The organism is Exiguobacterium sp. PHA03, from assembly GCF_041945985.1.
Lineage (GTDB): Bacteria > Bacillota > Bacilli > Exiguobacteriales > Exiguobacteriaceae > Exiguobacterium_A.
The window spans coordinates 1,497,492-1,522,971 of sequence record NZ_JAUTYQ010000001.1 but is presented as its reverse complement, the minus strand read 5'-3'; the positions used below and the strand labels follow the sequence as shown (position 1 = coordinate 1,522,971).

Sequence of the window (25,480 nt, the reverse complement as noted above, 5' to 3'; positions counted from 1 at the left end):
TATCAATCCTCGAATAACGAAGCAATGTCTGAAGCAGGTGTCGGGTAAGCAAATCCAGTCTGTTGCATCGAAGTACTAGGGATCCGGTGTTGCATCGCAAACGAGAAATAATTTGCGAGTTCCGCCGCATTGACACCAATGAAGTGTGCGCCTAGTACTTGATCCTCTTCCCCCACGAGCACTTTCGCCCGAGCAAAATTATCCTTGATGCGTGCGTTCGTTTGCCAAGAGGACGTATCAATCAAGCGACCACGGTACGGAATACCTGCTTTTTTTAAGGAAACTTCCGTTTCACCGACGAGGGCAAGGTTCGGCGCAGTGAATACGACGCTAGGTACAGGGAGCAGTTCCAGTTTCCGGTTATTCCCTTCGAGCATGTTATCGGCAGCGAGTCGTCCTTCGGTTCCAGCAAACGGCGTCAACGCGGGATTCCCGCTGACAGCGACATCTCCTGCGGCATAGATATGTTCGACAGAAGACTGCAGGTACGCATTGACATGGATTCCTTTTTCATTATGGGAAACACCGATTTCTTCGAGTCCGAGTTGGTCGATACTTGCGACACGTCCAGTCGCATTCAAGACGACGTCCGTCTTCAACACGTCACCGTTCGATAAACGAAGTGATTCCTCTTCGTAAGCGACGACCTCTGCTTCTTTGATGATCGAGATGCCAAGTGCTTGCGTAGCATCGAGTAAGACATCGACGAGTTCACTCTCGAATTGTTTTAAGGGGTTAGAACGTAAAACAATCGTGACGTCTGCACCAGCAATCCGAGCAAGATGCGCGAACTCGAACGAGATGTACCCGCCACCAATACAGACGAGTCGACGTGGGAGGTCTTTTAGTTCCAAAAATTCATTACTCGTTATAAAACGTTCACTACCGGGTACAGATAACTCGCGAGGGCGTAAACCAGTTGCGATCAGGAATTGCTTCCCTTCGATTTCTTCTTCACCAATTTGGAGACGGTGTGAAGAGACGAAGCGGGGTTCGCCGTGGAAATAGTCGATGTCCGTTTCCTCGTATCGTTTTCGTGTTTGTTCCGGAATGGCGCGCGTGTATTCATTCTTGCGCTCCATCAACTGGCGCCAATCGATTGAAATTAATCCCTTTACGCCATATCCGAGCAAGCGCTCGACCGCATCCTTCGTCTCACTACCCGTCAGCAGAATTTTTTTAGCGTCACACCCACGTTGGGCACATGTGCCCCCTGGCGTGAAATTTTCAACGATGGCAACACGTAGTCCTTTTTCAGCAAATTTATAAGCCGCTTGATTTCCAGCGGAACCTGTTCCAATCACAATGCAATCATATGTACGCATTTTTCATCCTCCGTATGTCATAATCAATGTATGGTATTTACCCGAACGAATAAAACTAAAAACGGTGAAAGGAGACATTTATTTGGGACATCAAGAACATATCAAAGCGAAATTATCCCTTTTGCCTGATGAGCCGGGATGTTATCTACACAAAAATGAATTTGGTGAAGTCATTTATGTCGGAAAAGCAAAAAATCTCAAGAACCGTGTCCGTTCCTATTTCACAGGAGCACATGATATCAAGACGGAACGCCTCGTTGCGGAAGTTCGTGATTTTGAATACATTATTACAGCGAGTGAACTAGAAGCGTTATTGCTTGAGATGACGCTTATTAAGAAACATGATCCGAAGTACAATATCATGTTGAAGGATGACAAATCCTATCCTTATCTGAAGATTACGAATGAGACATATCCGCGCTTGATTACGACGCGTAAGTTGAAGAAGGATGGCGGACATTATTTTGGTCCTTACCCGAATGCATATGCAGCGAACGAAACGAAACGTCTGTTAGATCGTTTATATCCGCTACGCAAATGCCAGCCGATGCCGAAGAAGCTCTGTTTGTATTACCATATCGGTCAGTGTCTCGGTCCATGCGAAATCCCGAATCTCGAGTCGGAACAAAAAGCGCTCGTTTCGGAAATTCGACGTTTTTTGTCCGGAGACACGAAGGAACTCGTCGAAAGCTTGAAGCACAAGATGGCGGAAGCAGCTGAGACGATGGAATTCGAGCGTGCCGGAGAATTACGGGATCAGGTCCGAGCCATTGAGTCGATCATGAACAAGCAAAACATGATTACAGCAGATTTGACATCACGCGATGTATTCGGGATCCACGTTGATAAAGGCTGGATGTGTGTCCAAGTCTTCTTCCTCCGCGGCGGAAAGATGATTGAACGTGATGTCTCGCTCTTCCCAATCTACGGAACACCAGCAGAGGAACTCGAGAGTTTCATCGTCCAGTTCTATGAGAAGAACATCAAACCAAGTGAACTGTATGTACCACCACTCGTTAATCAACTTCTGCTCAAAGAGGCGCTCTCGATCAAAATTCATGTTCCGGTCCGAGGATCAAAACGGAAATTACTTGATTTAGCAACGAAAAATGCTGAAAACGCGATTTCGGAACGTTTCGAACTACTCGCGCGGGATGAGAAACGGACCGTTCAGGCAGTAGAAGAACTCGCTGATGCAATCAATGTTCATCCATTGTCCCGAATCGAGATCATCGATAATGCGAACATCCAAGGAGCGGATGCCGTTTCGGCGCTCGTCGTCTTTGAAGACGGTAAACCACTGAAAAAAGAATACCGGAAGTTCAAGATTCGGACGGTTCAAGGACCGGATGACTATGAATCGATGCGGGAAATCGTTCGTCGGCGTTATCGACGCTTGTTACTTGAGGGAGCGCGCCTTCCGGATCTCGTCCTGATTGATGGAGGAGTCGGACAGTTGAATGCTGCTTTAGAAGTCATTCAAGATGAACTCGGCCTATCCCTGCCGGTCGGCTCATTAAAAAAAGATGACAAACACCGGACGAGTCAGTTGTTGTTTGGAGAAGATGCGCGATTGATCGAACTCAGCCCTCGCTCAAGTGCATTTTATTTACTTCAGCGTATGCAAGATGAGGTCCACCGATTCGCGATCACATTCCACCGCTCGCTTCGTTCGAAAGGGATGACCCGTTCCTTGCTCGATGAGATACCAGGAGTCGGACCAAAACGACGCCAACAGCTGATCCGTCATTTCGGGTCGATGCGTAGTCTAAGACGTGCGACGATCGAACAGTTGGCTGAGGCAGGATTGCCTGTGAAATTAGCGGAAACCGTTGCTGAGTATTTAAGCCAAGCGAATGAAGAATGAAAAAAGGCCGTCCTCGTGAAGAGAGCGGCTTTTTTTATGGCATTAGTTGTTGATGTACTTCTCGTAGTACGAACCGAAATCACGCTGGTTCCACTGATGGTAGTGACCTTGAAGCCACTCGAAGGATTGTTCAGACAACTCCTTGAATGTTTGCGGAACATTCATGTCGCCTTGGCGAAGACCACCGAGAATCGTGACCGAATGATTTAATGAGCTATTCGCGAACTCGAGCATCTTTTGTCCTTCGTATTGTTTTTCAGCGATGGCAAGTAATGTCTTATACAGATCCTTTACGTGCTCCAGTTGTTTTTTATCAACGTCGATCGAATAATGTTTGCCACCAATCTCGAACTTGATCTCGACATCGAGGTCGACTGTTCCGGCCGTTTCGAACATGACGTGGCGAATTGGATAATGTGCATATGGATAGCGGTAGAGTACACGTTTTGAACTGACAGCACTTTCTCCATCAAGGTGAATCAAGGCTAAGTTCGTAAAACAATACTCGTCAGATTTGGACTTGATCAAGAAATAGATTTTTTCGCCGTCTTCATGTAAAACATAATCGTCAGCGGCTGCCTTGTCGAAATCATCAGGATGAATGACTTGTCCGATATCACTGAATCCCGTTAAATCTGCTGCTAGTTTTTTGAACATGTAAAGTTCCTCCTCGCAATTTGTGTACGCATGATTTTACGATCACTTGCTACAAAAAGTTTCATGAATCTATTTCGATGTTGAAAATAAAGATTCCTGTCACATTCTATGTAAAGTTCGACCGATTGGTTCGAGTGGATCTTTTGGATCGATTTGGACCGTGATTTGAACAAACTCTTTACTCGTCTCAGCATATCCTTCCGCAACACATCCGTTAAAACGAGAAAACTGTTCAGCGAGGAAACCGGCTTCGAGTTGAAAGTAGCCTTGTGGCCGTTCATCTCTCGTCGTATCAGGAGGAGACAGTACGAACGAGATGACCGTTCCTTTACGTTTCTTGATTTCGAGCATTCCCCAACCGGCTTGTTCAAAGAATGAGGCCAATTCAGATTCATCCACGACAGGGAATTGACGCGCGAGACGTTTACCTGCCCAGTAGATGACTTGCCGATAATCCGATCCTAGAAGATCGGTTAACACATAATCCCGGATCAGTTCGATTCCGAAAAGTGGTGTTTGGTTTGGTGTAACATCCATCATGATTCACTCCTATCTGCCAACCATTATACCGAGATGATTCTAGCAGGTCATTGTTTTCCTGAAAAAATTTGCAGTTAAATGCAACGGCTCGGGTTGTCTTCTAAAAAGGACAGGAGTAGAATAAGTGATGAAAAGACGAATTTCCTTATGAAAGCGCTTTTCTACCAAAATGCGCCAACGGTTGATTGGCAAACAAAAGGGGGGATTTGGATGGCGAATCATCGTGATTTCGTGAGTCGTAAAATACACTCACTGCTCGGCGTCATTCCAATCGGGTTATTTTTACTTTCGCACTTAACGACGAACTACTTCATCGTACGTGGTGAGGAAGACTTCAATAAGGCCGCGGAATTTGTGGGGAGCGTTCCGTATCGATTGTTCTTAGAGATCTTTGTCATCTTCATTCCAATCATCTTGCATGGTGTCTACGGTGTTTACATCGCATTCACGGGTTCTGCGAACACAGGACGATATACATATTTCCGGAACTGGATGTATGTCTTGCAACGGTTTAGCGGAGTGTTCCTCGTCGTGTTCATCACATGGCACGTTTGGGAGACTCGGATTGCCGCTGCGATGGGAACAGAAGTTGATGCGAGCATGATGCAGAACATCGTCGATAACGGATTCATGTTAGCGTTCTATATCGTCGGGATCTTGGCAACGACATTCCACCTCGCGAACGGACTATGGACGTTCTGTATTACTTGGGGAATCACGCAGTCACCAGCATCTCAACGGGCGATGTCTTACGTGGCAGCACTCGTATTCATCGGTTTATCGTTTGTAGGCGTACGCTCGATCTTAACGTTTGCAGGCGTGTTGTAAGGAAAGGGGAACTGACAACATGGCGAACAAGAATCTTGTCATCATCGGCGGAGGGCTTGCCGGTCTGATGGCTACGATAAAAGCAGCAGAGCAAGGCGTACCAGTTAAGTTATTCTCACTCGTACCCGTCAAACGCTCACACTCTGTTTGTGCACAAGGTGGCATCAACGGAGCAGTCAATACGAAAGGGGAAGGGGATTCACCATATCAGCATTTCGATGACACGGTATACGGTGGAGACTTCCTCGCAAATCAACCACCTGTTCAAAAAATGGCGGAAGCAGCACCGAAGATCATCCATATGTTCGACCGCATGGGTGTCATGTTCAACCGGACACCGGAAGGGTTACTCGACTTCCGACGCTTCGGAGGAACGTTGCATCACCGGACGGCATACGCTGGAGCGACGACGGGGCAACAGTTATTGTACGCATTAGATGAACAGGTTCGTAAGTTCGAAGCGCAAGGTTTGGTAGAAAAATATGAAGGATGGGAATTCCTTCGTGCCATCATCGATGACAATGGCATCTGTCGTGGAGCGGTTTGTCAAAACCTCCGGACGATGGAAATCGAGGCATTTGCCGCGGATTCTGTCATCCTCGCGACAGGTGGTCCTGGGGTCATCTTCGGAAAATCGACGAACTCGGTTATCAACACAGGACAAGCGGCAGCAGCTGTCTATCGTCAAGGTGCGATCTATGCGAACGGTGAGTTCATCCAGATTCACCCGACAGCGATTCCTGGGGATGATAAATTACGTCTCATGAGTGAATCAGCACGTGGTGAGGGCGGTCGCGTCTGGACGTATAAAGACGGTAAACCTTGGTACTTCCTTGAAGAGAAATATCCGGCATACGGAAACCTTGTCCCACGAGATATCGCGACACGCGAGATTTTTGACGTCTGTGTCAATCAAAAACTCGGCGTCAACGGGGAGAACATGGTTTATCTTGATCTATCACATAAAGACGCAAAAGAACTCGACGTCAAACTCGGTGGAATCCTTGAAATCTACGAAAAGTTCGTCGGTGATGATCCACGAAAAGTACCGATGAAAATTTTCCCGGCTGTTCACTATTCAATGGGTGGACTATGGGTCGACTACGATCAGATGACGAATATTCCTGGACTATTCGCAGCAGGCGAATGTGATTATTCGATGCACGGAGGAAACCGTCTCGGAGCGAATTCACTTCTTTCTGCGGTATATGGCGGAATGGTCGCTGGACCGTCAGCGATCGCGTATATGAGTGAACTTGAGACATCGGTTCATGAGATGAGCGAAGACGTCGTCGAAGCGCATAAGATCGAAGAAATCAATCGTTTTAACGATATCTTATCGATGGAAGGTACAGAAAACGCGTATCAGATCCACCGTGAACTTGGAGAAATCATGACGGATAATGTCACGGTCGTCCGTTATAACGATAAGCTCGAAGAGACACTCACGAAAATCAAGGAACTTCGTGATCGGTTCACGCGCATTTCGGCAACGGACACAGCGCGTTGGAGTAACCAAGGAGCATCGTTCATCCGTCAGCTCGATCACATGCTCGACCTAGCCGAAGCAATTACGCTCGGTGCCTTAAAACGTGACGAGAGTCGCGGGGCGCACTACAAACCGGACTTCCCGGAACGTAATGATGAACAGTTCTTGAAGACGACGATGGCTCGTTATACGAATGGTCATCCAGAAATCTTCTATGAAGATGTCGACACGTCGTTGATTCCACCGCGGAAACGCGACTACAGTAAGAAGTCGAAGAAAGAGGTGAAAGCATAATGGCGACACCACTCGAATCATCTACTACGCAAAAATCGGTTCAATTCATCGTTCAACGTCAAGATGGACCTGATGGTAAACCGTATGATGAAGCGTTTGAAATTCCGTACCGTCCGAACATGAACGTCATCTCTGCTTTAATGGAGATTCGTCGTAATCCTGTGAATGCAGCCGGTGAAAAAACGACACCGATCAACTGGGATATGGGTTGTCTAGAAGAAGTATGTGGCGCTTGTTCCATGGTCATCAACGGTACACCACGTCAATCGTGTACGGCACTCGTCGATAAACTCGAACAACCGATCCGCCTTCAACCGATGCAGACATTCCCAATCGTTCGTGACCTTCAAGTCGACCGTCAGCGCATGTTTGATGCGTTGAAAAAGGTTAAAGCATGGGTCCCGATCGATGGAACGTACGACTTAGGTCCAGGACCACGGATGCCAGAGAACAAACGTCAATGGGCATATGAGTTATCGAAATGTATGACATGCGGCGTGTGTCTCGAAGCATGTCCGAACGTCAACGATCGTTCGACGTTCATCGGACCAGCATCGATCTCGCAAGTTCGTCTATTCAACTCGCATCCAACAGGTGCCTTCCATAAGGAAGAACGTCTTGAAGCGTTGATGGAAGATGGCGGGATCATGCAGTGCGGTAATGCTCAAAACTGTGTCGAGGTTTGTCCGAAAGGCATTCCGCTGACGACTTCGATCGCAGCGATGAACCGTCAGACGACACTTCACTCATTCAAGAAGTTCTTCGGTAGTGACGAAGGACGGACAGGTGAAGCAGTTAGTTCATAAGTTATTAAAGAAGGAGCCTGCTCCTTCTTTTTTCATTCAGACAGGAGGAACCGATTGTGCGCGTACCAGCTTATATTCCAGAACTCGAATCATGGCTTGAACAAATGAAACATGGAACACGACTCGACGTCGCTGTTCGTTTTGCAGAGACGGATGCCTATGGTCATATGAATAACCGGGTACCGTTCGTCTATTTCGAGGACGTTCGGACATTGATGTTAGAGGAGACCGGATACTCGCTTGCAGAAGACGGGATCATCGTCGTTGCGGATGCCCAGTGTAATTACATTCGCCAAGTGTATCCACGGACACGTCTCGCCGTCTATGCGTACCCAGTACATGTCGGAAGTGCATCGTGTGACGTCCATTATGCGGCATTTGATGAGCAGGGTGAACTGATGTTCACAGGACGGACATCGATGGTACAAATCAATCGTGCCGGGAAAGCATTCCCATGGAGTGAGACATATAAAAATTCCTTGCAGAATCGATTCGAATCCGTTATCATTTGATAATGAGTTCACATATTCGAAAACGACTCACTAGTACGTTATTAGTGAAGGGAGATTTCTTAATCATGGAAAAAACATTCAAAGTCATCGCGGATTCAGGCATTCACGCTCGTCCCGCTACTCAGCTCGTCAACACAGCATCTAAATTCCAATCAGACATCAACTTGGAATACAACGGAAAGACTGTCAACTTGAAGTCAATCATGGGTGTTCTTTCACTCGGAATCGCGAAAGATTCAGATATCAAAATCGTTGCAAACGGTGACGATGCTTCTGAAGCAATCACGACTCTTTCAGATATGCTGACTAGCGAAGGTCTTGCTCAGTAATCCTGTAATCGTACATTCTCGGACGCCGGTCTTGCACCGTCGTCCTTTTTTGTTACCATAAGATTGAGAGAAAGAGGTGGAGAAGAGTGAATCGAGCGATTGGAGTACTGGATTCCGGAGTCGGTGGATTGACGGTCGCACGTGAATTGATGCGACAGTTGCCCCATGAGCGAATCATCTATGTCGGGGATACACTACGTTGTCCGTATGGTCCGCGTCCAGAAGAAGAGATTCGTGAGTTTACGTGGGAGATGATTGATTATCTCGTACAACAAGATGTGAAATTGATCGTGATCGCCTGTAATACAGCTACGGCTGTCGTCTTAAAAGAAGCGCGAGAACGTTTAAATATACCTGTCATCGGTGTCATCGATCCGGGTGCCCGTGCAGCAGTCAAGGTGACACGTACGAAACGAATCGGTGTCATCGGAACGAAGATGACGATTACAAGTAATTCCTACGAGAAGGCGTTACGACATGTCGAAGGACAAGTCGTCGTTGAATCGTTAGCGTGCCCGCCATTCGTTCCGCTCGTCGAGTCGATGCAGACGGATGGCGCATACGTCGAACGTGTCGTTGCGAATACGCTACGACCTTTGATGAATTACGATATGGATACACTAATACTCGGGTGCACCCATTATCCGCTCTTAGCAGATGTCATTGGACGGGTCATCGGACCAGGCGTTCAACTCATCTCTTCAGGGGATGAAACCGCACTCGAAGTAGCAGCACTACTTGACTACAACACGATTTCAGCAGATGTGACACAAACACCAGAACATCGTTATTACGCGACAGGCGATATCCGCTCATTCGACCAAATTGCAACGGACTGGCTCGATCAGCCCATTCATGCGGAGCGCATCGTCCTTGGAACGGAGGAAGATTAAATGCGGACAGACCAACGAACGGCGGACGATCTCCGTCCAGTACAGTTATCAGTTGACATCAATAAACACGCGGAAGGTTCGATTTTGATTGAACTGGGTGATACGAAAGTCCTCTGCACGGCGACCGTCGAGGAAAGGGTACCACCATTTCTGCGTGGAAAACGCCAAGGCTGGATCAATGCGGAATATTCGATGTTACCGCGGGCAACCGCTCAGCGGACTGCACGAGAAGCCGTTCGCGGCAAACAGACGGGGCGGACGATGGAAATCCAACGTCTCATTAGCCGATCGCTTCGGGCGGTCGTCGATCTAGAAAAACTTGGTGAACGGACGATCTGGATCGATTGTGACGTCATTCAAGCTGATGGCGGAACACGAACAGCATCGATCACCGGTGGATTTTTAGCACTCGTTCGAGCTATCGATCAACTGATTCAAGCGGGAAAACTGACCGATACACCAATCAAAGAGGGCATCGCCGCCATCTCAGTTGGAATTGTCGAATCGAATGCCTTACTTGATTTATGCTACGAAGAGGATGCTGCAGCTGAAGTCGACTTCAATCTCGTCATGACCTCATCCGGTAAAATCGTCGAGATGCAAGCAACAGGAGAAGAGTCGACCTTTTCCCGTCAAGAGATGCTCGAAATGCTCGAACTTGGGGAAAAAGGTATTAAGGAACTGATTGAAGCCGGTCGCGAGACACTCGGTGTTTCGTGGTGGTATGTAGGAGAAGAAGTGGGGGAACATAAATGAAAGTCATCGTCGCAACACATAACGCTGGTAAAGTGAAGGAACTCGAAAGCATGCTTGGGCGTCTCGGCTATACAGTCGAGTCGTTACTCGATCATGCGGATGCTAAAGAAACGGATGAGACAGGTGAAACATTCGAGGAGAATGCACTCTTAAAAGCAACAGAAGCAGCATCCTACTTTGGTCACGCAGTACTTGCTGACGATTCAGGTCTTGAAGTCGATGCTTTAGATGGCGCTCCAGGTGTCTACTCGGCACGCTTCGCGGGTCTTGAAAAGTCGGATGCAGCGAACAACGCTCTACTACTTGAAAAGTTAGAAGGTGTTCCGGAAGAGGAGCGGACGGCACGCTTCGTTTGTGTACTCGCGCTAGCAAAACCAACAGGCGAAACATTGACGGTACGCGGAACAATGGAAGGGCGAATCGGTTTTGAAGCAACGGGATCGAACGGTTTCGGTTATGACCCATTGTTCGTCACGGCAAGTGGACAAACGGCTGCTGAGTTGACGAAAGAAGAAAAAGCGATGATCAGTCATCGTGGCAATGCATTGCGCAAGCTCGAACAGGACTTAACTACTTTCCTAGGAGTGTGATGAAAATGAGAGCGTTGATCGTTAGTGATAGCCATGGACTAGAACAAGAACTGCTTACGATATTCGAACGGCATCAGGACGTGGATTTGGCTTTTCATTGTGGAGACTCTCAATTGACACGCGACATTGAATCGTTATATCCATATCGTGTTGTACGGGGGAACTGTGATTATGGACACGATTTCCCGGAAGAAGTCACGTCGGAAATGGACGAGCATAAGGTCCTCTGTGTCCACGGACATCGTCAGGACGTCAAATATAGCCTAGATGTCTTGCAACATCATGCGAACGAAAAGCAAGCTGATATCGTTTTGTATGGTCATTCTCATGTTGCGAAGGCGGAGTATCGGGATGGTGTGTTATTCATCAATCCAGGATCGATTCGGATGCCACGCCATCGCCCAGACAAGACGTATGCGATTCTTGAAGTAGAACAAGACCGCTATTCTGTCGATTTTCTTGACATGAACGGGGATCGCGTCAATGCACTTCACCTCGACGGAACATTTTTGTAATAAAATAAATGCAATCTTTGTAATGTGATTGACACGAAAGAATTGTTCTAGTATAGTTTATTCGTGTTGACACGTCCCAATAGCTCAGCAGGATAGAGCAACGGCCTTCTAAGCCGTCGGTCGGGGGTTCGAATCCCTCTTGGGACGCTATAATTAAAATAGAGACTGCCCTTACGAGGGCGGTCTCTTTTTTTTATTTCAATTTTCGTTTATAATTAAGGTATCATGAACTCGAAAGGGATGAAAGCGATGTGGAAGAAAGTTGGTACAGTCCTGTTACTCAGTACGTTTCTTGTAGGGTGTAGTGAGATTTCAAATACAGTTGATGATGCAAAACAACAGGTCAACGATGTGAAAAATAGTGTCGATTATGCTGGAGAACTTCAAGGGATTGCGAAAGATACGGCACAAGTCACGTCCGACTTATCTTCTTCTTTGAATGAAGCGGCTGCGAAAGCACGCGAATCCACGAATCCGGAGCAAGCGCTCGACCAACAAGTCGAAAAGTTAAAGGAAAACGGAACGATTGATCAGTTCAATCAAGAGCTGGACCAAATCGACCAACGATTGGCGGGACTTGAAAATCCACCGCAAGAGTTACAAAATTTAAGTGCAAAGCTCGAGCAGTTCGTGAATCAATCAGAAGATATCACACGACTTCTTGAAACAGACGTCTCTCTCGATACATTAAATCGTCTTGGCATCGAACAAGCAGGGAAATTACAAGAGGCGATCACGAACTGGACATCATTGCTTGATCCATTCACAAACTGAACAGTGAATTAAAAGGAGTGTCGGAAAATGGGGACATCCCGCTGGATGGAACACGAATTAGAAGCGGAACGAGTGCGCATCCTCCGTTTGCCCGCATCTGAACAGGAACGGCTGGTCAAGGAATTAGAGACTGACCAATTGACAGGAGAAGACGTATTATACCGACTCTATGTCATTCAACCGCTATTACTGCATGACCGTGAACGATACGAAACTGTAGCAGAACGTTTTCTTGAAGTCGAGGGTGTGGAGCAAGTGCTCGCACTCTTTCTTTATGAACTCGGAGAACGGTATCCAATGAAGCTCGCTCTACGCTCGGCGTCACCGTATCTGCCGTATGGACTTGCGCTTCGGTTAGACGAGATCAAACAGCGGATGACGGTGCGAGAACAAAAGACGACACCGGTTCAAAAAAACAATGTTACTCAGAGTACTGTAACTTCCGGAACGGCGTTGATGCATGTGTTGCAACATGGAAGCTGGGTCGAACAAATGCGCCATTTGGCTGGTGCTGAATTCGAACGGACACCTGCGCTCTTTGACTACATCACACACAAGTATCTTCGTGCTCAGGATACAGAACATCAAAGCCTACTCGTCATCGATCAGTTATTAGGAAGTGTGATTGAGCATCTGTCCTATCCGGCAGACATTTATGTGCCACATTTAGATGTACACTGGACGATCTCGACGCGTCAAGATTTAGAAGAAGTGCTGATTGCGCATCAACAGGAACAACAAGCGTTACTCGCATCGATGCATACATTAGAAAAAATGGATCCTTTTCGAGCCTTGCTCGTCTTACGTTCGGACCAGTTGATTCATCTTGAAGAACGAGAAGCAATCGGGTCGGATATGGAGAAGTGGCTTCTCGCATGCGAAGAACTAGCCGGTCTGTCGTTTGAAAAAGAAGAGCCGGAACGTGACTTGAGTCCGCTAGCGAAGCGATTATATCAGGGGGTGCATATCCTCTATCCGGAAGTCATCGCATTCGAGCAGATTTACTTCGATTGAGACATCTGGAAACGATTCGTTCAACAGTGGTAATCGTCAGAACGATTGTGCTATAATGTGACTTGTTGTACACACATGTACGCTAATTGACAATTTTGGAGGGACTCAGCATGACTGCAAAATGGGAAAAACAATCAGGTAGCCTCGGCGTCCTCACGTATGAAGCGCCTGCTGAAGCATTTGATAAAGCGGTAGACCAAGCGTTCAAGAAAGTCGTTAAGACTTTGAACACACCAGGTTTCCGTAAAGGAAAAATGCCACGCGCAATGTTCAACAAAATGTACGGTGAAGAAGCACTGTACCAAGATGCACTCGATATCCTTTATAAGGACACAATCGAAGGTGCAGTCGTCGAATCAGGAATCGAGCCAATCGCGCTTGAAAACATCGACGTTGAAACACTCGAAAAAGGCAAGCCAGTCGAATTCAAAATCACGTTCGTCATCGAGCCAGAAGCTACACTCGGTGAGTACAAAGGTCTTGAGTACACAGCAGTTGAAACGAACGTTACTGACGAAGACGTCGACGCTGAACTCAAAACATTGCAAGAACGCGGTGCAGAACTCGTCGTTAAAGAAGATGGCGTCATCGAGAATGGCGATACAGTCGTATTCGACTTCGCAGGTTTCGATGGGGAAAACCAATTCGACGGCGGAACTGCTGAGAACTACTCACTCGTCATCGGTTCTGGAAACTTCATTCCTGGATTCGAAGAGCAAATGATCGGTTTAAAAACTGGCGAGCAAAAAGATCTTGAAGTGACATTCCCAGAGGAATACCACGAAGCATCACTCGCTGGAAAACCAGTTACATTCAAAGTAACAATCCATGAAGTCAAAGCGCAAGAGCTCCCTGAATTGACAGATGAGTTCGCAAAAGAGATGGATGAAGAAGTTTCTTCACTCGACGAGTTGAAAACAAAAATCCGTACGCGTCTCGAAAACACACGCAAACAAGAAGCTGATGCTTCAATGCGCGATGAGTTAGTCGAAGCGGCTACGAAAAACGCGACAGTTGATCTTCCAGAAGTCATGGTCGAAAACGAAGTCGAGCGTATGGTTCAAGAGTTCACACAACGTATTCAATCACAAGGCATCGACCTCAACATGTACTTCCAGTTGACTGGAACGACAGAAGAGGCAATGCGTTCTGAAATGAAAGAGCAAGCGGAAGAGCGCGTTAAGGCACGTCTCGTCCTTAAGCAAATCGTTGCTGACGAAAAAATCGAAGTAACAGATGAGGAAACTCAAACTGAACTTCAATCAATGTCAGAACTCTACAACATCCCTGCAGATCAACTTGAAACGATGCTTGCACCACAAGGTGGTCTTGAAACGCTTAAAGGAGATCTTCAATTCCGTAAAGCTATCGATGTTCTCGTCGACAACGCAAAAGCAAAATAAGCCATTTCATGGTTTTCGATCGACTTCAAGCCCAATTTCTGGTCTTGGAGTCGATTTTTTTGTACGATAGGTCAAACAAGGACAAACAATCCTTGGTTCAGGACATCAAACTGTAAATCGTTCGTCCAGGATTTGAAAGACTTTCCTTGTTCATGCTACAATCATAAATAGTAAAACGTGAGACGGGATGCTACAGGCGTCCATACAATTTCCACGTTAAAGGGGTGGACCTTTATGTTTAAATTCAACGAAGAAAAAGGTCAGCTAAAATGTTCTTTCTGTGGAAAGACACAAGAACAAGTACGCAAACTTGTTGCTGGACCTGGCGTTTACATTTGCGACGAGTGTATCGAACTCTGCAATGAAATCGTAGAGGAAGAACTCGGTACAGAAGAAGAAGTCGAGCTGAAGAATGTTCCAAAACCGCATGAAATTCGTACGACACTTGACGATTATGTCATCGGTCAAGAAAAAGCGAAAAAATCGTTATCTGTAGCGATGTATAATCACTACAAACGAATCAATGCTGGTGGTCGCGCAGATGATGTCGAGCTCTCAAAATCAAACATCGTCATGATCGGTCCAACAGGTAGCGGTAAGACACTTCTTGCCCAAACGATGGCACGTATCTTAAACGTACCGTTTGCGATTGCAGATGCAACAAGTTTGACGGAAGCCGGTTATGTCGGTGAAGACGTCGAGAACATCCTGTTGAAACTCATCCAAGCAGCGGACTATGATGTCGAGAAGGCTGAAAAAGGAATCATCTACATTGATGAGATCGATAAGATCGCTCGTAAATCAGAAAATCCGTCAATTACACGTGATGTTTCTGGTGAGGGTGTTCAACAAGCCTTGCTGAAGATTTTGGAAGGAACTGTTGCAAGTGTACCGCCACAAGGTGGACGCAAACATCCGCATCAAGAATTCATCCAAATCGATACGACGAACATCTTGTTCATCGTTGGTGGAGCATTCGATGGTATCGATCAGTCGATCAAACGTCGTCTCGGTAAAAAAGTCATCGGCTTCGGAAACGATTCAGAGAACCGTAACCTCACACAAAAAGAAATTCTAGCAGCCGCATTGCCAGAAGATCTTCAAAAGTTTGGTTTGATTCCTGAGTTCATCGGTCGTTTGCCAGTCATGGCAACACTCGAGCCACTCGATGAAGAGGCACTCGTTCAAATCTTGACGAAACCGAAAAACGCCCTCGTGAAACAATATAAGAAAATGCTTCAACTTGATGATGTCGAACTCGACTTCACGGAAGATGCACTTCTTGAGATTGCGAAGCTCGCAATCGAACGTAAAACAGGTGCGCGTGGTCTTCGTTCAATCATCGAAGAAACTATGCTAGATATCATGTTCGAAATTCCATCGCGTGAAGACATCGCGAAAGTCATCATTACAGCAGAAACGTTGACTGGTAAGCGCGGTCCAACGCTTGAGTTGAAAGATGGTACAATTGAACATGGGAAAGAAAAAGAAACGGCGTAACACCGTGACAAATCGGCTCGGAGGCTACTTGTACGCCTTTCCGAGTCTTTTTGTTTAGGAGGAATTCGAATGAAGAAAAAACAATATCCACTTTTACCGTTACGCGGTGTCGTCGCGTATCCGTTGATCGGATTGACGATTGATGTCGGGCGTCCGGTATCCTTAAAAGCCTTACTTGCATCAAAGGAACACGAGATCGATCTCGTCGTCGTCACGCAACGTGATCCAGAAGCAGAGCCGTCTGTCGACGGGTTGCATCAGGTCGGTACACTTGTTCAAATCGCGAAGATGAGTGAACTTGGGAATGATACAGTTCGTGTCCGCGTTATCGGGAAGGAACGCGTCCGGATTGAAAACGTTGAGGAGACGGACGAAGGATATCAAGCAGTCATCGAACCAATCGAGAAGATGGACATCAAAGGGGCGAAACAAGAAGCGCTCGTTCGTCTAATTAAAGAACAGTTCGGTCAACTCGTCTCTCGTATCAAAGGCATCGGAACAGATGAGCGTCGTCGGTTCGAGACCTATGAACGTCTCGACTCATTGACGGACTATATCACGTCGAAGTTACCGATCGATATCTCGAAGAAACAGGAGTTCCTCGAACAACAGGATCCGGTCGAACGGGGATTGATGTTGCTTGACGTCATGAAACATGAATATGAAGTCGTCGAACTCGAACGTGAGATGCGTGAACGGACGAAGAAGACGATTGAACAATCGCAACGCGAGTATTACTTGCGGGAACAATTGAAGACGATTCAACAAGAACTCGGTGGCGAGTCGGCGTCCGTTGAAAGCGATGCGACGAAATACCGGGAGCAACTGTCCATGCTTGATTTACCGGAAACGACGGTTGCGAACGTCGAGAAGGAAATCAGTCGTTTAGCTGTCGTACCGGCGACAAGTCCGGAACATGGTGTCATCCGCAACTATCTCGAGTGGTTCTTCTCGTTACCGTGGAACGAAGCAACCGATGATTTCTTGAACGTTTCAGCAGCTTCGGAACAGCTCGAAAAGGATCATTACGGTCTAGAAAAGGTCAAAGAACGAATTCTTGAGTATCTCGCTGTTCGTCAATTGACGGATTCGCTACGGGGTCCGATTCTCTGTCTTTCTGGTCCTCCAGGAGTCGGGAAAACGTCGCTTGCTCGCTCCATCGCAACAGCGCTCGAGCGGAAGTTTGTCCGCGTCTCACTTGGTGGCGTGCGCGATGAAGCGGAGATCCGTGGACATCGCCGGACGTATATCGGTGCGATGCCAGGTCGAATCATCCGCGGTTTAAAACAAGCAGGAACGAATAACCCGGTCTTCTTACTGGATGAGATTGATAAGATGTCAAATGACTTCCGTGGTGACCCATCGTCCGCGATGCTTGAAGTTCTTGATCCGGAACAAAACAACAGCTTCTCCGATCACTACATCGAAGAACCGTTCGATTTATCAAATGTCCTCTTCATTGCGACAGCAAATGATGTCTCGAACATCCCAGGACCGTTGCTCGACCGAATGGAACTGATTCAGATTGGTGGCTATACGGAACAAGAGAAGACGGAAATTGCCGTTCGTCATCTATTATCGAAGCAACTTGCTGAACACGGTCTGAAAAAGAGTCAATTGACGGTCAAAGCAGACGCGCTAGAAGAAGTCGTTCGTCGTTATACACGAGAAGCCGGTGTCCGTAATCTTGAACGTGTCCTCGGCTCACTTTGCCGGAAAGCAGCAAAACAAATCGCGATGGGTGAGAAGAAGCGGGTGACGGTGACGAAGCGTAATCTAGATGATTTCCTAGGTAAACCGATCTATCGTTATGGTCAAGGCGAGCTAGAAGATATGATTGGCGCAGTGACTGGTTTAGCGTATACTGCTTTTGGGGGCGATACGTTGACGATCGAAGTCAGTCTTGCTCCGGGTAAAGGGAAACTGCAGTTAACCGGGAAACTCGGTGACGTCATGCAAGAGTCCGCTCAAACTGCGTACAGCTTCGTCCGAGCAAATGCGACGTCCCTTGGCATCGAACCGAACTTCTACGAAACGCAAGACATCCACATCCACGTCCCTGAAGGTGCTGTACCAAAAGATGGTCCATCTGCTGGTATCACACTGGCAACAGCACTGATTTCCGCCTTGACGAAGCGTCCGGTTCGCCGGGACGTCGGGATGACAGGTGAAATCACACTACGTGGACGGGTCTTACCGATCGGTGGACTAAAGGAAAAGTCACTCGCAGCACATCGTGCGGGCTTAACGACCGTTCTTCTACCACAAGATAATACGCGGGACATCGATGATATCCCGGAAAGCGTCCGCGCAGGAATGGAATTCATTCCGGTCGCGACGATGGAGCAAGTGCTCGAACATGCATTAAAAGGAGAGTAACATGAAAATTTATAAAGCTGATTTTATTACGAGTGGCGTAAACCCGGAACATTATCCGGAGCCATTGTTGCCAGAAGTGGCACTCGCAGGGCGATCGAATGTCGGAAAGTCCTCTTTCATCAATAAACTGGTTCAGCGAAAAGCACTCGCGCGGACATCTTCGAAACCAGGTAAAACGCAAACTTTGAACTTCTTTAACATCAATGATGAAGTCATGTTCGTCGATGTACCGGGTTACGGGTATGCGAAAGTCTCGAAGACGGAGCGTGAAGCGTGGGGCAAGATGATGGAGAAGTACTTCACACAACGTGAAATCCTCAAAGGTGTCGTACAGCTCGTCGACATCCGACATGATCCGTCTGCGGATGACGTGACGATGTACGATTTCTTGAAGTATTACGATCTACCGGTCATCGTCGTTGCGACAAAACTCGATAAAATCAAAAAGAGTCAACGTGATAAACATATCGCGGCAATCAAACGTAAATTGCAATTTGATGGTCAAGATACCTTAATTCCTTTCTCATCTGAGACAGGAGAAGGCGTCGATGCCGCATGGGAAGCGATTTATCGTCTTCTGTAAAAAATGAAACGTTTTGTTCCCCTATAATAGGAGAACAAAACGTTTTTTTTATGAGGGTTTAAAGTAATCTAAAAATAGTATCTAATTATTTCCTTACAACATTTTTGATTTCCATTATATGAACATCATTTGATTCACGTTACAATGATAGGAACAAATTGTTCTAGTGGGAGGCTATGCCAATATGAGGCGTTATAAATGGACGTTCGCAATCGTCGTCTTACTCGTTCTGACACCATTTGCCATTTGGTTCTTGAAGCAGGAAAAGACATTAAACATTGCGCTATTTGATTACACGAACGGAACGGAAGAGCGAGAGCATGCCGGAACGACGTGGTTATTGAATCACTTAAAGATCCGAAATATGCAAGGGCAAGATTATACGTATTCGGACTACATCAACCGTTATGATGGTACACAAGGTAAAAAAATGTTACAACAAGCCTCTAAAGCAGATGTGCTGTTGTTTACGGATACGTACGGAAAATCATATGACGTCAACGGGAAAAAAGAACATCGTGGTGGCTTGACGACAGAAGACGTCGAGCTCGCAACTGAAGCGATTTCGCAAGGGAAAACCGTCGTGGCGGAATTTAATACAGCAGCAAGTCCGACGTCAGTCGAGCGGTCCAATGCGTTTCGACAATTATTCGGGACGGCTTGGACAGGATGGATCGGTCGATTTTTCCCAGATTTAACAAAACTGCAAGGTCTTGAGAAAAACGTCGTAGCTCAATTAAAAACACAAGCGAAAGAAAAAGAGTTCAAACTATCAGGTCCGGGTTATGTTTTTATTAATGATTCGACCGAAAAAGCTTTTTTCGTCAATGATGACACTCCTTTACTTTACAAGTGGGATCAAAATAAGGGGAATGCAAAAGATGAGGTCCGTTATAACTACTGGTTCGAGATTCTTGAACTAGATGGCGGGAAACAACAAGCGCATTTCTCTTGGAACCCTTCGAAACAGACACAAGCAATGCTTCGAAAATACCAGTTGCCGCTTGAGTTTCCAGCGTATGTCACGCAAGGAAGTGGTCACTATTTTGCTGGTGATTATACGGACGTCGCGGATATCCCACGTTATTATCGATACAGTGGTCTCGATTGGTTCCGCAAACAGTTCATCCTCGATAGCGCGGAAAGTGAATCGGCGTTCTTCTGGAAGATTTACGCCCCGACGCTGACGCGGATTCTTGAGGATACGAAACGGATCTCGACACAAACTGCGAAAGTCAAACCACTTTCAAAAACGAAGGTCGGTAACCAAGAGTTGCGGACCCGAGCTCGTGAAGGACAGGACACACTTGAGATGTATCAAGATGGTGAATGGAAGCCGTACTTCGTTAAGGGTGTCAACATTGGACTTGGTCGACCAGGTGCATTTCCTGGGGAACATGCCATCAGCCGAAACGAATATGATCGTTGGTTGAAGGAAATCGGAGCGATGGGGGTCAATACGATTCGTGTGTACACGTTGCACCCTCCTGCTTTTTACGATGCATTAAAAGCTTACAACGAACAGGCGAAACAACCGATTTATCTCATGCAAGGCATGTGGGTCGAAGAGAAGCCGTTCGAGGAACTAAAAAATGCATTCGATCCAAAGTTCATGAAGATGACAGATACGGAAGCAAAACGAATGGTTGATGTCATTCATGGAAACGCAGTCGTTAAAGAAGTTGTTGGTCATGCTTCCGGAACATACACTTCAGACGTCTCACAATACGTTTCAGCATTCGTCTTCGGAATCGAATGGTTACCGGAAGCTGTCGTTGAAACAAATAAAAAGAACAAAGGAACACGTTTCGAAGGACAATACGTAACGACGACGAAAGAAGCGTCTCCTTTCGAATCGTGGTTAGCAGGTCGGATGGATACGGCGACTGCACACGAAATCAAAGAGTACGGTACAACACGACCAATCGGTTCGACGAACTGGCCGACGACGGATCCGTTGAAACACCCAAAAGAGATTGAGGAAGAACAGGACCTCGTCTCCATTGATTTCAATCACTTAAAAGCAACGAAGGATTTCCCGGGTGGCTTGTTCGCGTCTTACCACATCTATCCGTACTATCCTTCGTTCATCAAGGAAGAGTACAGTCAAAAAACGGACAAAGGATCTGAATCGTATGCCCGTTACTTGAAGAAGATGAAGGATTATCATGATATGCCGCTACTTGTATCAGAATTCGGAATTCCGAGTTCTCGCGGGAAGACGCACCTCGGACCAAATGGTTTCGATCAAGGGCATGTCAGTGAGAAGAAACAAGGCGAACTCGTCGCACAACTCTATCAAGACATTAAAGACGTCAAAACAGCCGGTGGACTCGTCTTCATCTGGCAAGATGAATGGTTCAAGCGGACGTGGAACACGATGGATTATGATGATGCCAATACGCGCCCCCGTTGGTCGAATGTCCAGACGAGCGAACAACATTTCGGTATGCTTGGTTTCCTACGTTCAGATATCGTCATTGACGGGAAATTGGATGATTGGAAAGGGTATGCACCAGTCGCTGAAAATAAGGATCAAGCGATATATATGACATCCGACGAAGCCTATCTCTATTTGCGTATCGACCGGAAAAAAGCAGAGCCGACGACACTTGCGCTATCGACGAAACCAAACGATGGGAATACGAAAGTCGGTCCGTTGATGCTTGACGAAGGAGCGGAATATCGCCTGACGATCGATCAGAAGGCGCGCATCGATGTCGATGCTCGTTATGATATCTTCCGTTATCACTATGGTCTCAAGATGCCGTTTGAGATGGTAAAACCACCGTCTGATCAAAAAGACAGCGGTAAGTTCGTTCCAATTTATCAAATGCTCGATTATGCAAGACGCGACCCGGTGACGAAAAAAATCGTCAAACCAGCCGTCAAGTGGGACACGGGTGTTCTACATGAAGGAGAACCAGACGATATCTTGACAGATATCTCAGATATCACGAAACCAACCGTAGAGCTCCGTATTCCATGGATGGTCTTGAATATGCGAGACCCTAGTAAACATGAAATCATCGGTGACTTCTGGAAAGATGGATTAGAAGCGAAGATGATTACGGAAGGAATCGAAGTCACAGGTCAAGTCGGTGAGACACGTATCCCTGAAAAAGATCGTGGTTTCTACAACTGGGCAGAGTGGACGAATCCGCAACAGCGAGAAGAACTGAAACCTGTCTATCGGACGATGAAAAAAGCATTCACTGAGGGAGGAAATTAAATGCGACGTGAAGAGATGTGGAAATTAATCAATCAGTCGTTTGAATCAACAAGTCAAGATCGTGAGGTCAGTTCGACGATTGAATGGACGGAAGAAACCGTCCGGCAATCGTCGACGAATACCTTGTTCGTGCACACAGTCGGACAAATGCCGGAGGCGGTCAACGGATTGATTGAAGAGGGATGGTGCGTGCGGACGGACATTTCTTATGCCGATGTCGTTCTCGCAAGCGAACCTGTCATCGAGGAACGAATTCCCGTCGTGTATTTTAATACAGAGACTTCTTTCTATGGTTTAGAAAATGCGCGAGAAATTCTACCGGCGACACTATCGCGGGAGCTTGTCCTTGACCGGCTAGCGCGTTATAAAAAAATCCATCATATCGCGGATGTCGTCGTCGTAACGGAAGATCCGCATATCCGTCGGATGATGGAACGGGAACTGACGGAACGCTTCGAACGGTTCGTAACATTCGAACGAGCAGAGACATTCCTTGACGAGTACGTAGCATCCCGTCCGTACTTACTCGTGTTTACGTCAGCATTACCACGAGCAGATGGGCTGGAATTACTACTGCGAGCAAAACATCAGAGTGTTGCACCGTTCCAATCGATGATGATCTCGATGTACAACCGTGAACGCGATCATGTTCTTGCGATTGACCGAGGTGTTGATTACATTATGACCCTTCCGTTAAAAATCGAAGAATTCCGCGCGTGGATCCGAAAAGTTGAGGATGGCCGATGATGCAGGCGATTCTAGTATTTATCGTTGTACTCGTTTTCTTACAAGGTGGAGCATTGGTCTATCTCGTCGTTCAAAAACGAAAACGCGCCAACCGCGAGCATGCCCGTAGCGATTGGCAACTTGTCTTTCGAGATGACATCTACGACTATGCGACAGGTGAACGTCAGGACATGCCGACGGTTCAAAAAGGAAACGAGGATTTAGCTGAGCTTGAGCTCTTCGCACTGTCTAACTTGACGGCAACACCGGCACATCTCGAACGAGTGCAAGCTTTTGTCGCTGCTAATATGCATGCCTATTACGAACAACAATTGAAGCATCGCCGGATTGACCGTCGCTTGAACGCTTATGAGGCCGTCTCTCAATTCCGTTTGGTAGCAGTCGCACCGATGATTCATGCGCGTTGGGGAAACACGATTGAAAAAGAAGAGAGCGATGTCATCGTTCGGACCCTCGTCTCACTATCACCGCAAGATGCGATCGCCATCGCCAAGCAAGAAAATGGGATTAGTTTCTTCGGTGCGATTCTTGCGGTCGGTCGTAGTCAAGACTTAGAGGAATGGGTGGCTGCGTTTGAAGAATTGACACTGTCCTTTAAGTTAGCGATCCTTCAGTTGATCTTTGATCGCGATGAGACACGTTATATCGCACTCGTTCGTGACAAGACGACAGATGATAATCCGGAAATCCGAAAACGTGCCCTTCGTGCGCTCACGCGAATCGGGCTTGAGGAGGACTGGAAGTTATATGTGCCTTACTTGGAAGAAGAATCAAGTTGGGTTGAGCAAATGCTTGCCCTTCGTTTCCTAGAACATGTCGTTCCAGCCGATGCGATACCAGCGATCTTACCGTTTGTCGGTAGTCGATCGTGGTGGGTCCGGACGGCTGCCTTTGATGCGCTGCTTGCTTGTGGCGGGATCGAACAATTGGCGAAGGTATCAAGTACACACCCCGACCGCTATGCGCGTCAAAAAGCTACAGAACGGTTGGCAAAGGAGATGAAACATCATGTCGTCTGAGACAATCCAAGCCATTATTGAAGTCCTTTCATGGACAGTGTTGATTTATATGTTACTCGTCATCGTGTTCTATTCGATGCTTTACCTGATTTCAGCTCAAATGGTGCGACGGCAACGCTTCCGTCGGAAAGAGAGCTCTTACTTGCCACTGATGCGCTCTCTCTATACACGGCCGGTCAGTATCCTTGTACCAGCGTACAATGAGGAATATACGATCGTCTCGAGTGTCCAAGCTTTGCTAGCACTTGACTATCCGGAGCATGAAGTCATCGTCATCAATGATGGTTCAAAGGACGGAACGATGGACGAATTGTTCCGATCGTATGAGCTGGAGAAGGAAATCCGCTATCCGAGGATTCTAATTGGTTCGAAGCCGGTCAAACAAGTCTACCGTTCGCGGATCGATAGTCGTTTGATCGTTATCGATAAAGAGAATGGTGGAAAGGCGGATGCCTTGAATGCCGGTATCGACCATTCCAGTTATCCGTATTTCTGCTCGCTTGACGCGGATTCGATTTTAGAGCGGGATGCCCTATTAAAAGTCATGAAACCGATCGTCGAGTCCGACGAAGAGGTCGTCGCGACATGCGGTTCAATCTTCCTCGTCAATGGCTGTACGATTGAAGGTGGTGAAATCGTCGAGATTCGGACACCAAAACAACGGATCGTCTTGATGCAGATGATTGAATATTTCCGAGCATTCTTATTTGGTCGCCTTGGACTTAGCCGTTTCAACATCTTATTGATTGTCTCTGGTGCGTTCGGTCTGTTCCAAAAGAACATCGTTGTCCAGGCAGGTGGATATAAGGAAGGACTTGTCGGTGAGGATATGGAACTTGTCGTTCGTTTGCACCGATACATGAAGGAAAATAAACTCGATAAACGCATCGAGTACGTTCCGGCACCAGTTTGTTGGACGCAAGCTCCGGAGTCAATGGAAGTGTTGCGGTCGCAACGGACACGTTGGCACCGTGGGCTAGCTGAGACACTCTGGACCCATAAGCGCATGATCGGTAATCCGAAGTATGGTTCTGTTGGTGGCGTTTCGATGCTATATTTCTTTTTGATTGAATTACTCGGACCTATCGTTGAACTGATCGGATATTTCATCATTCCGCTCAACCTGCTCGTCGGGACGCTTAACTTTGAATTTGGTATCGTCTTATTGGTCGTCGCTTTACTCTATGGTTCCTTATTATCAGCAGGTGCCGTATTATTGGAAGAGTGGACGATGCACCGATTCAAGAATGTCAAAGAATTGATTCGGTTGTATTTATGGTCCTTGACCGAGTCGTTCTGGTACCGTCCGATTTTAGTCTTCTTCAAACTAGGTGGATTGATTCAATTCTTGACTGGTCGAGGAAACTGGGGACAGATGGAGCGCCAACGTCTCGAAGACGTCACCGAGGAAAAAGTCGGCTGACGAAT

The 25,480-nt window shown here is 46.9% G+C and carries 23 protein-coding genes and 1 tRNA gene; 21 read left to right on the top strand and 3 right to left on the bottom strand.

Translation table 11 applies throughout. From position 1 onward, the window contains the following. Nucleotides 1-2: 2 nt before the first annotated feature. The gene (locus tag Q7C19_RS08075; protein ID WP_375091940.1) at nt 3-1,325 is read right to left on the bottom strand and encodes a dihydrolipoyl dehydrogenase family protein; all 1,323 of its coding nucleotides are present in this window, start codon (nt 1,323-1,325) and stop codon (nt 3-5) included. A gap of 82 nt (nt 1,326-1,407) precedes the next feature. Here Q7C19_RS08075 and uvrC point away from each other — a divergent pair, with 82 nt between their 5' ends. Then, a complete protein-coding gene (uvrC, locus tag Q7C19_RS08070; protein ID WP_056062620.1) occupies nt 1,408-3,192 on the top strand; it encodes an excinuclease ABC subunit UvrC in 1,785 nt (594 codons plus the stop codon). Between the two features lie 42 nt (nt 3,193-3,234). Here the strand turns inward: uvrC and Q7C19_RS08065 are convergent, their stop codons facing one another. Both Q7C19_RS08065 and Q7C19_RS08060 read right to left on the bottom strand, forming a co-directional pair. Then, entirely contained in the window at nt 3,235-3,849 is a 615-nt protein-coding gene (locus Q7C19_RS08065) for a PH domain-containing protein (RefSeq protein WP_023468990.1), read from the bottom strand. Between the two features lie 99 nt (nt 3,850-3,948). Next, nucleotides 3,949-4,386 carry a YslB family protein gene (locus tag Q7C19_RS08060; protein WP_035406382.1) on the bottom strand — a complete coding sequence of 146 codons (438 nt, stop codon included), beginning with the start codon at nt 4,384-4,386 and terminating at the stop codon, nt 3,949-3,951. A gap of 213 nt (nt 4,387-4,599) precedes the next feature. Here Q7C19_RS08060 and Q7C19_RS08055 point away from each other — a divergent pair, with 213 nt between their 5' ends. The 20 genes from Q7C19_RS08055 to Q7C19_RS07960 all read left to right on the top strand — a co-directional run bounded on the left by Q7C19_RS08055 (nt 4,600) and on the right by Q7C19_RS07960 (nt 25,475). After that, nucleotides 4,600-5,217: a succinate dehydrogenase cytochrome b558 subunit gene (locus Q7C19_RS08055; RefSeq protein WP_035406385.1), complete on the top strand. Its 618-nt coding sequence runs from the start codon at nt 4,600-4,602 to the stop codon at nt 5,215-5,217. 19 nt (nt 5,218-5,236) lie between these two features. Beyond that, nucleotides 5,237-7,000 (top strand): succinate dehydrogenase flavoprotein subunit, encoded by a 1,764-nt coding sequence (sdhA, locus tag Q7C19_RS08050; RefSeq protein ID WP_056062614.1) that lies wholly within the window; start codon nt 5,237-5,239, stop codon nt 6,998-7,000. Beyond that, nucleotides 7,000-7,806, top strand: a complete 807-nt coding sequence (gene sdhB, locus Q7C19_RS08045; protein ID WP_023468986.1) for a succinate dehydrogenase iron-sulfur subunit — start codon at nt 7,000-7,002, stop codon at nt 7,804-7,806. Before sdhA ends, sdhB begins: the two co-directional genes overlap by 1 nt. 56 nt (nt 7,807-7,862) lie before the next feature. After that, a complete protein-coding gene (locus tag Q7C19_RS08040; RefSeq protein WP_035406388.1) occupies nt 7,863-8,318 on the top strand; it encodes an acyl-CoA thioesterase in 456 nt (151 codons plus the stop codon). Nucleotides 8,319-8,383: 65 nt separating this feature from the next. Further along, nucleotides 8,384-8,647 (top strand): phosphocarrier protein HPr, encoded by a 264-nt coding sequence (locus Q7C19_RS08035; protein WP_012371023.1) that lies wholly within the window; start codon nt 8,384-8,386, stop codon nt 8,645-8,647. Between the two features lie 86 nt (nt 8,648-8,733). Then, a complete protein-coding gene (gene racE / locus Q7C19_RS08030) occupies nt 8,734-9,540 on the top strand; it encodes a glutamate racemase (protein WP_035406391.1) in 807 nt (268 codons plus the stop codon). Then, entirely contained in the window at nt 9,541-10,296 is a 756-nt protein-coding gene (gene rph / locus Q7C19_RS08025; RefSeq protein WP_375091939.1) for a ribonuclease PH, read from the top strand. Continuing rightward, entirely contained in the window at nt 10,293-10,886 is a 594-nt protein-coding gene (locus Q7C19_RS08020; RefSeq protein ID WP_375091938.1) for an XTP/dITP diphosphatase, read from the top strand. The genes rph and Q7C19_RS08020 overlap by 4 nt, the downstream gene beginning before the upstream one ends. A 5-nt stretch (nt 10,887-10,891) precedes the next feature. Then, a complete protein-coding gene (locus Q7C19_RS08015) occupies nt 10,892-11,401 on the top strand; it encodes a metallophosphoesterase family protein (RefSeq protein ID WP_214852973.1) in 510 nt (169 codons plus the stop codon). A 73-nt stretch (nt 11,402-11,474) separates the two neighbouring features. Continuing rightward, nucleotides 11,475-11,548, top strand: a tRNA-Arg gene (locus Q7C19_RS08010). 102 nt (nt 11,549-11,650) lie between these two features. Then, a complete protein-coding gene (locus Q7C19_RS08005) occupies nt 11,651-12,175 on the top strand; it encodes a hypothetical protein (protein WP_231496831.1) in 525 nt (174 codons plus the stop codon). A 27-nt stretch (nt 12,176-12,202) separates the two neighbouring features. Beyond that, nucleotides 12,203-13,189, top strand: a complete 987-nt coding sequence (locus tag Q7C19_RS08000; RefSeq protein WP_056062604.1) for a hypothetical protein — start codon at nt 12,203-12,205, stop codon at nt 13,187-13,189. Nucleotides 13,190-13,299: 110 nt separating this feature from the next. Continuing rightward, on the top strand, nt 13,300-14,592 hold the full coding sequence (tig, locus tag Q7C19_RS07995) for a trigger factor (RefSeq protein WP_290772025.1): 1,293 nt from the start codon (nt 13,300-13,302) through the stop codon (nt 14,590-14,592). A 234-nt stretch (nt 14,593-14,826) separates the two neighbouring features. Then, nucleotides 14,827-16,092, top strand: a complete 1,266-nt coding sequence (gene clpX / locus Q7C19_RS07990) for an ATP-dependent protease ATP-binding subunit ClpX (protein ID WP_023468977.1) — start codon at nt 14,827-14,829, stop codon at nt 16,090-16,092. A gap of 69 nt (nt 16,093-16,161) precedes the next feature. Then, nucleotides 16,162-18,471 (top strand): endopeptidase La, encoded by a 2,310-nt coding sequence (gene lon, locus Q7C19_RS07985; protein ID WP_035406409.1) that lies wholly within the window; start codon nt 16,162-16,164, stop codon nt 18,469-18,471. A gap of 1 nt (nt 18,472) precedes the next feature. Beyond that, nucleotides 18,473-19,054: a ribosome biogenesis GTP-binding protein YihA/YsxC gene (gene yihA, locus Q7C19_RS07980; protein WP_023468975.1), complete on the top strand. Its 582-nt coding sequence runs from the start codon at nt 18,473-18,475 to the stop codon at nt 19,052-19,054. Nucleotides 19,055-19,238: 184 nt separating this feature from the next. Continuing rightward, nucleotides 19,239-22,286 (top strand): hypothetical protein, encoded by a 3,048-nt coding sequence (locus Q7C19_RS07975; protein ID WP_375091937.1) that lies wholly within the window; start codon nt 19,239-19,241, stop codon nt 22,284-22,286. Then, complete coding sequence (locus Q7C19_RS07970; protein WP_035406415.1) at nt 22,287-23,033, top strand: response regulator; 747 nt, start codon at nt 22,287-22,289, stop codon at nt 23,031-23,033. Continuing rightward, nucleotides 23,033-24,052 carry a HEAT repeat domain-containing protein gene (locus Q7C19_RS07965; protein ID WP_375091936.1) on the top strand — a complete coding sequence of 340 codons (1,020 nt, stop codon included), beginning with the start codon at nt 23,033-23,035 and terminating at the stop codon, nt 24,050-24,052. Before Q7C19_RS07970 ends, Q7C19_RS07965 begins: the two co-directional genes overlap by 1 nt. After that, the gene (locus Q7C19_RS07960) at nt 24,042-25,475 is read left to right on the top strand and encodes a glycosyltransferase family 2 protein (protein WP_056062594.1); all 1,434 of its coding nucleotides are present in this window, start codon (nt 24,042-24,044) and stop codon (nt 25,473-25,475) included. Before Q7C19_RS07965 ends, Q7C19_RS07960 begins: the two co-directional genes overlap by 11 nt. The last annotated feature ends 5 nt before the right edge of the window (nt 25,476-25,480 follow it).

Excerpts from the sequence above, each read along its gene's own strand:
- Q7C19_RS08075 (WP_375091940.1), bottom strand. The coding sequence starts at position 1,325 with ATGCGTACATATGATTGCATTGTGATTGGAACAGGTTCCGCTGGAAAT.
- Q7C19_RS08065 (WP_023468990.1), bottom strand. The coding sequence starts at position 3,849 with ATGTTCAAAAAACTAGCAGCAGATTTAACGGGATTCAGTGATATCGGA.
- Q7C19_RS08060 (WP_035406382.1), bottom strand. The coding sequence starts at position 4,386 with ATGGATGTTACACCAAACCAAACACCACTTTTCGGAATCGAACTGATC.
- Q7C19_RS08055 (WP_035406385.1), top strand. The coding sequence starts at position 4,600 with ATGGCGAATCATCGTGATTTCGTGAGTCGTAAAATACACTCACTGCTC.
- sdhA (WP_056062614.1), top strand. The coding sequence starts at position 5,237 with ATGGCGAACAAGAATCTTGTCATCATCGGCGGAGGGCTTGCCGGTCTG.
- sdhB (WP_023468986.1), top strand. The coding sequence starts at position 7,000 with ATGGCGACACCACTCGAATCATCTACTACGCAAAAATCGGTTCAATTC.
- Q7C19_RS08035 (WP_012371023.1), top strand. The coding sequence starts at position 8,384 with ATGGAAAAAACATTCAAAGTCATCGCGGATTCAGGCATTCACGCTCGT.
- rph (WP_375091939.1), top strand. The coding sequence starts at position 9,541 with ATGCGGACAGACCAACGAACGGCGGACGATCTCCGTCCAGTACAGTTA.
- Q7C19_RS08020 (WP_375091938.1), top strand. The coding sequence starts at position 10,293 with ATGAAAGTCATCGTCGCAACACATAACGCTGGTAAAGTGAAGGAACTC.
- Q7C19_RS08015 (WP_214852973.1), top strand. The coding sequence starts at position 10,892 with ATGAGAGCGTTGATCGTTAGTGATAGCCATGGACTAGAACAAGAACTG.
- Q7C19_RS08005 (WP_231496831.1), top strand. The coding sequence starts at position 11,651 with ATGTGGAAGAAAGTTGGTACAGTCCTGTTACTCAGTACGTTTCTTGTA.
- Q7C19_RS08000 (WP_056062604.1), top strand. The coding sequence starts at position 12,203 with ATGGGGACATCCCGCTGGATGGAACACGAATTAGAAGCGGAACGAGTG.
- tig (WP_290772025.1), top strand. The coding sequence starts at position 13,300 with ATGACTGCAAAATGGGAAAAACAATCAGGTAGCCTCGGCGTCCTCACG.
- clpX (WP_023468977.1), top strand. The coding sequence starts at position 14,827 with ATGTTTAAATTCAACGAAGAAAAAGGTCAGCTAAAATGTTCTTTCTGT.
- lon (WP_035406409.1), top strand. The coding sequence starts at position 16,162 with ATGAAGAAAAAACAATATCCACTTTTACCGTTACGCGGTGTCGTCGCG.
- yihA (WP_023468975.1), top strand. The coding sequence starts at position 18,473 with ATGAAAATTTATAAAGCTGATTTTATTACGAGTGGCGTAAACCCGGAA.
- Q7C19_RS07975 (WP_375091937.1), top strand. The coding sequence starts at position 19,239 with ATGAGGCGTTATAAATGGACGTTCGCAATCGTCGTCTTACTCGTTCTG.
- Q7C19_RS07970 (WP_035406415.1), top strand. The coding sequence starts at position 22,287 with ATGCGACGTGAAGAGATGTGGAAATTAATCAATCAGTCGTTTGAATCA.
- Q7C19_RS07965 (WP_375091936.1), top strand. The coding sequence starts at position 23,033 with ATGCAGGCGATTCTAGTATTTATCGTTGTACTCGTTTTCTTACAAGGT.
- Q7C19_RS07960 (WP_056062594.1), top strand. The coding sequence starts at position 24,042 with ATGTCGTCTGAGACAATCCAAGCCATTATTGAAGTCCTTTCATGGACA.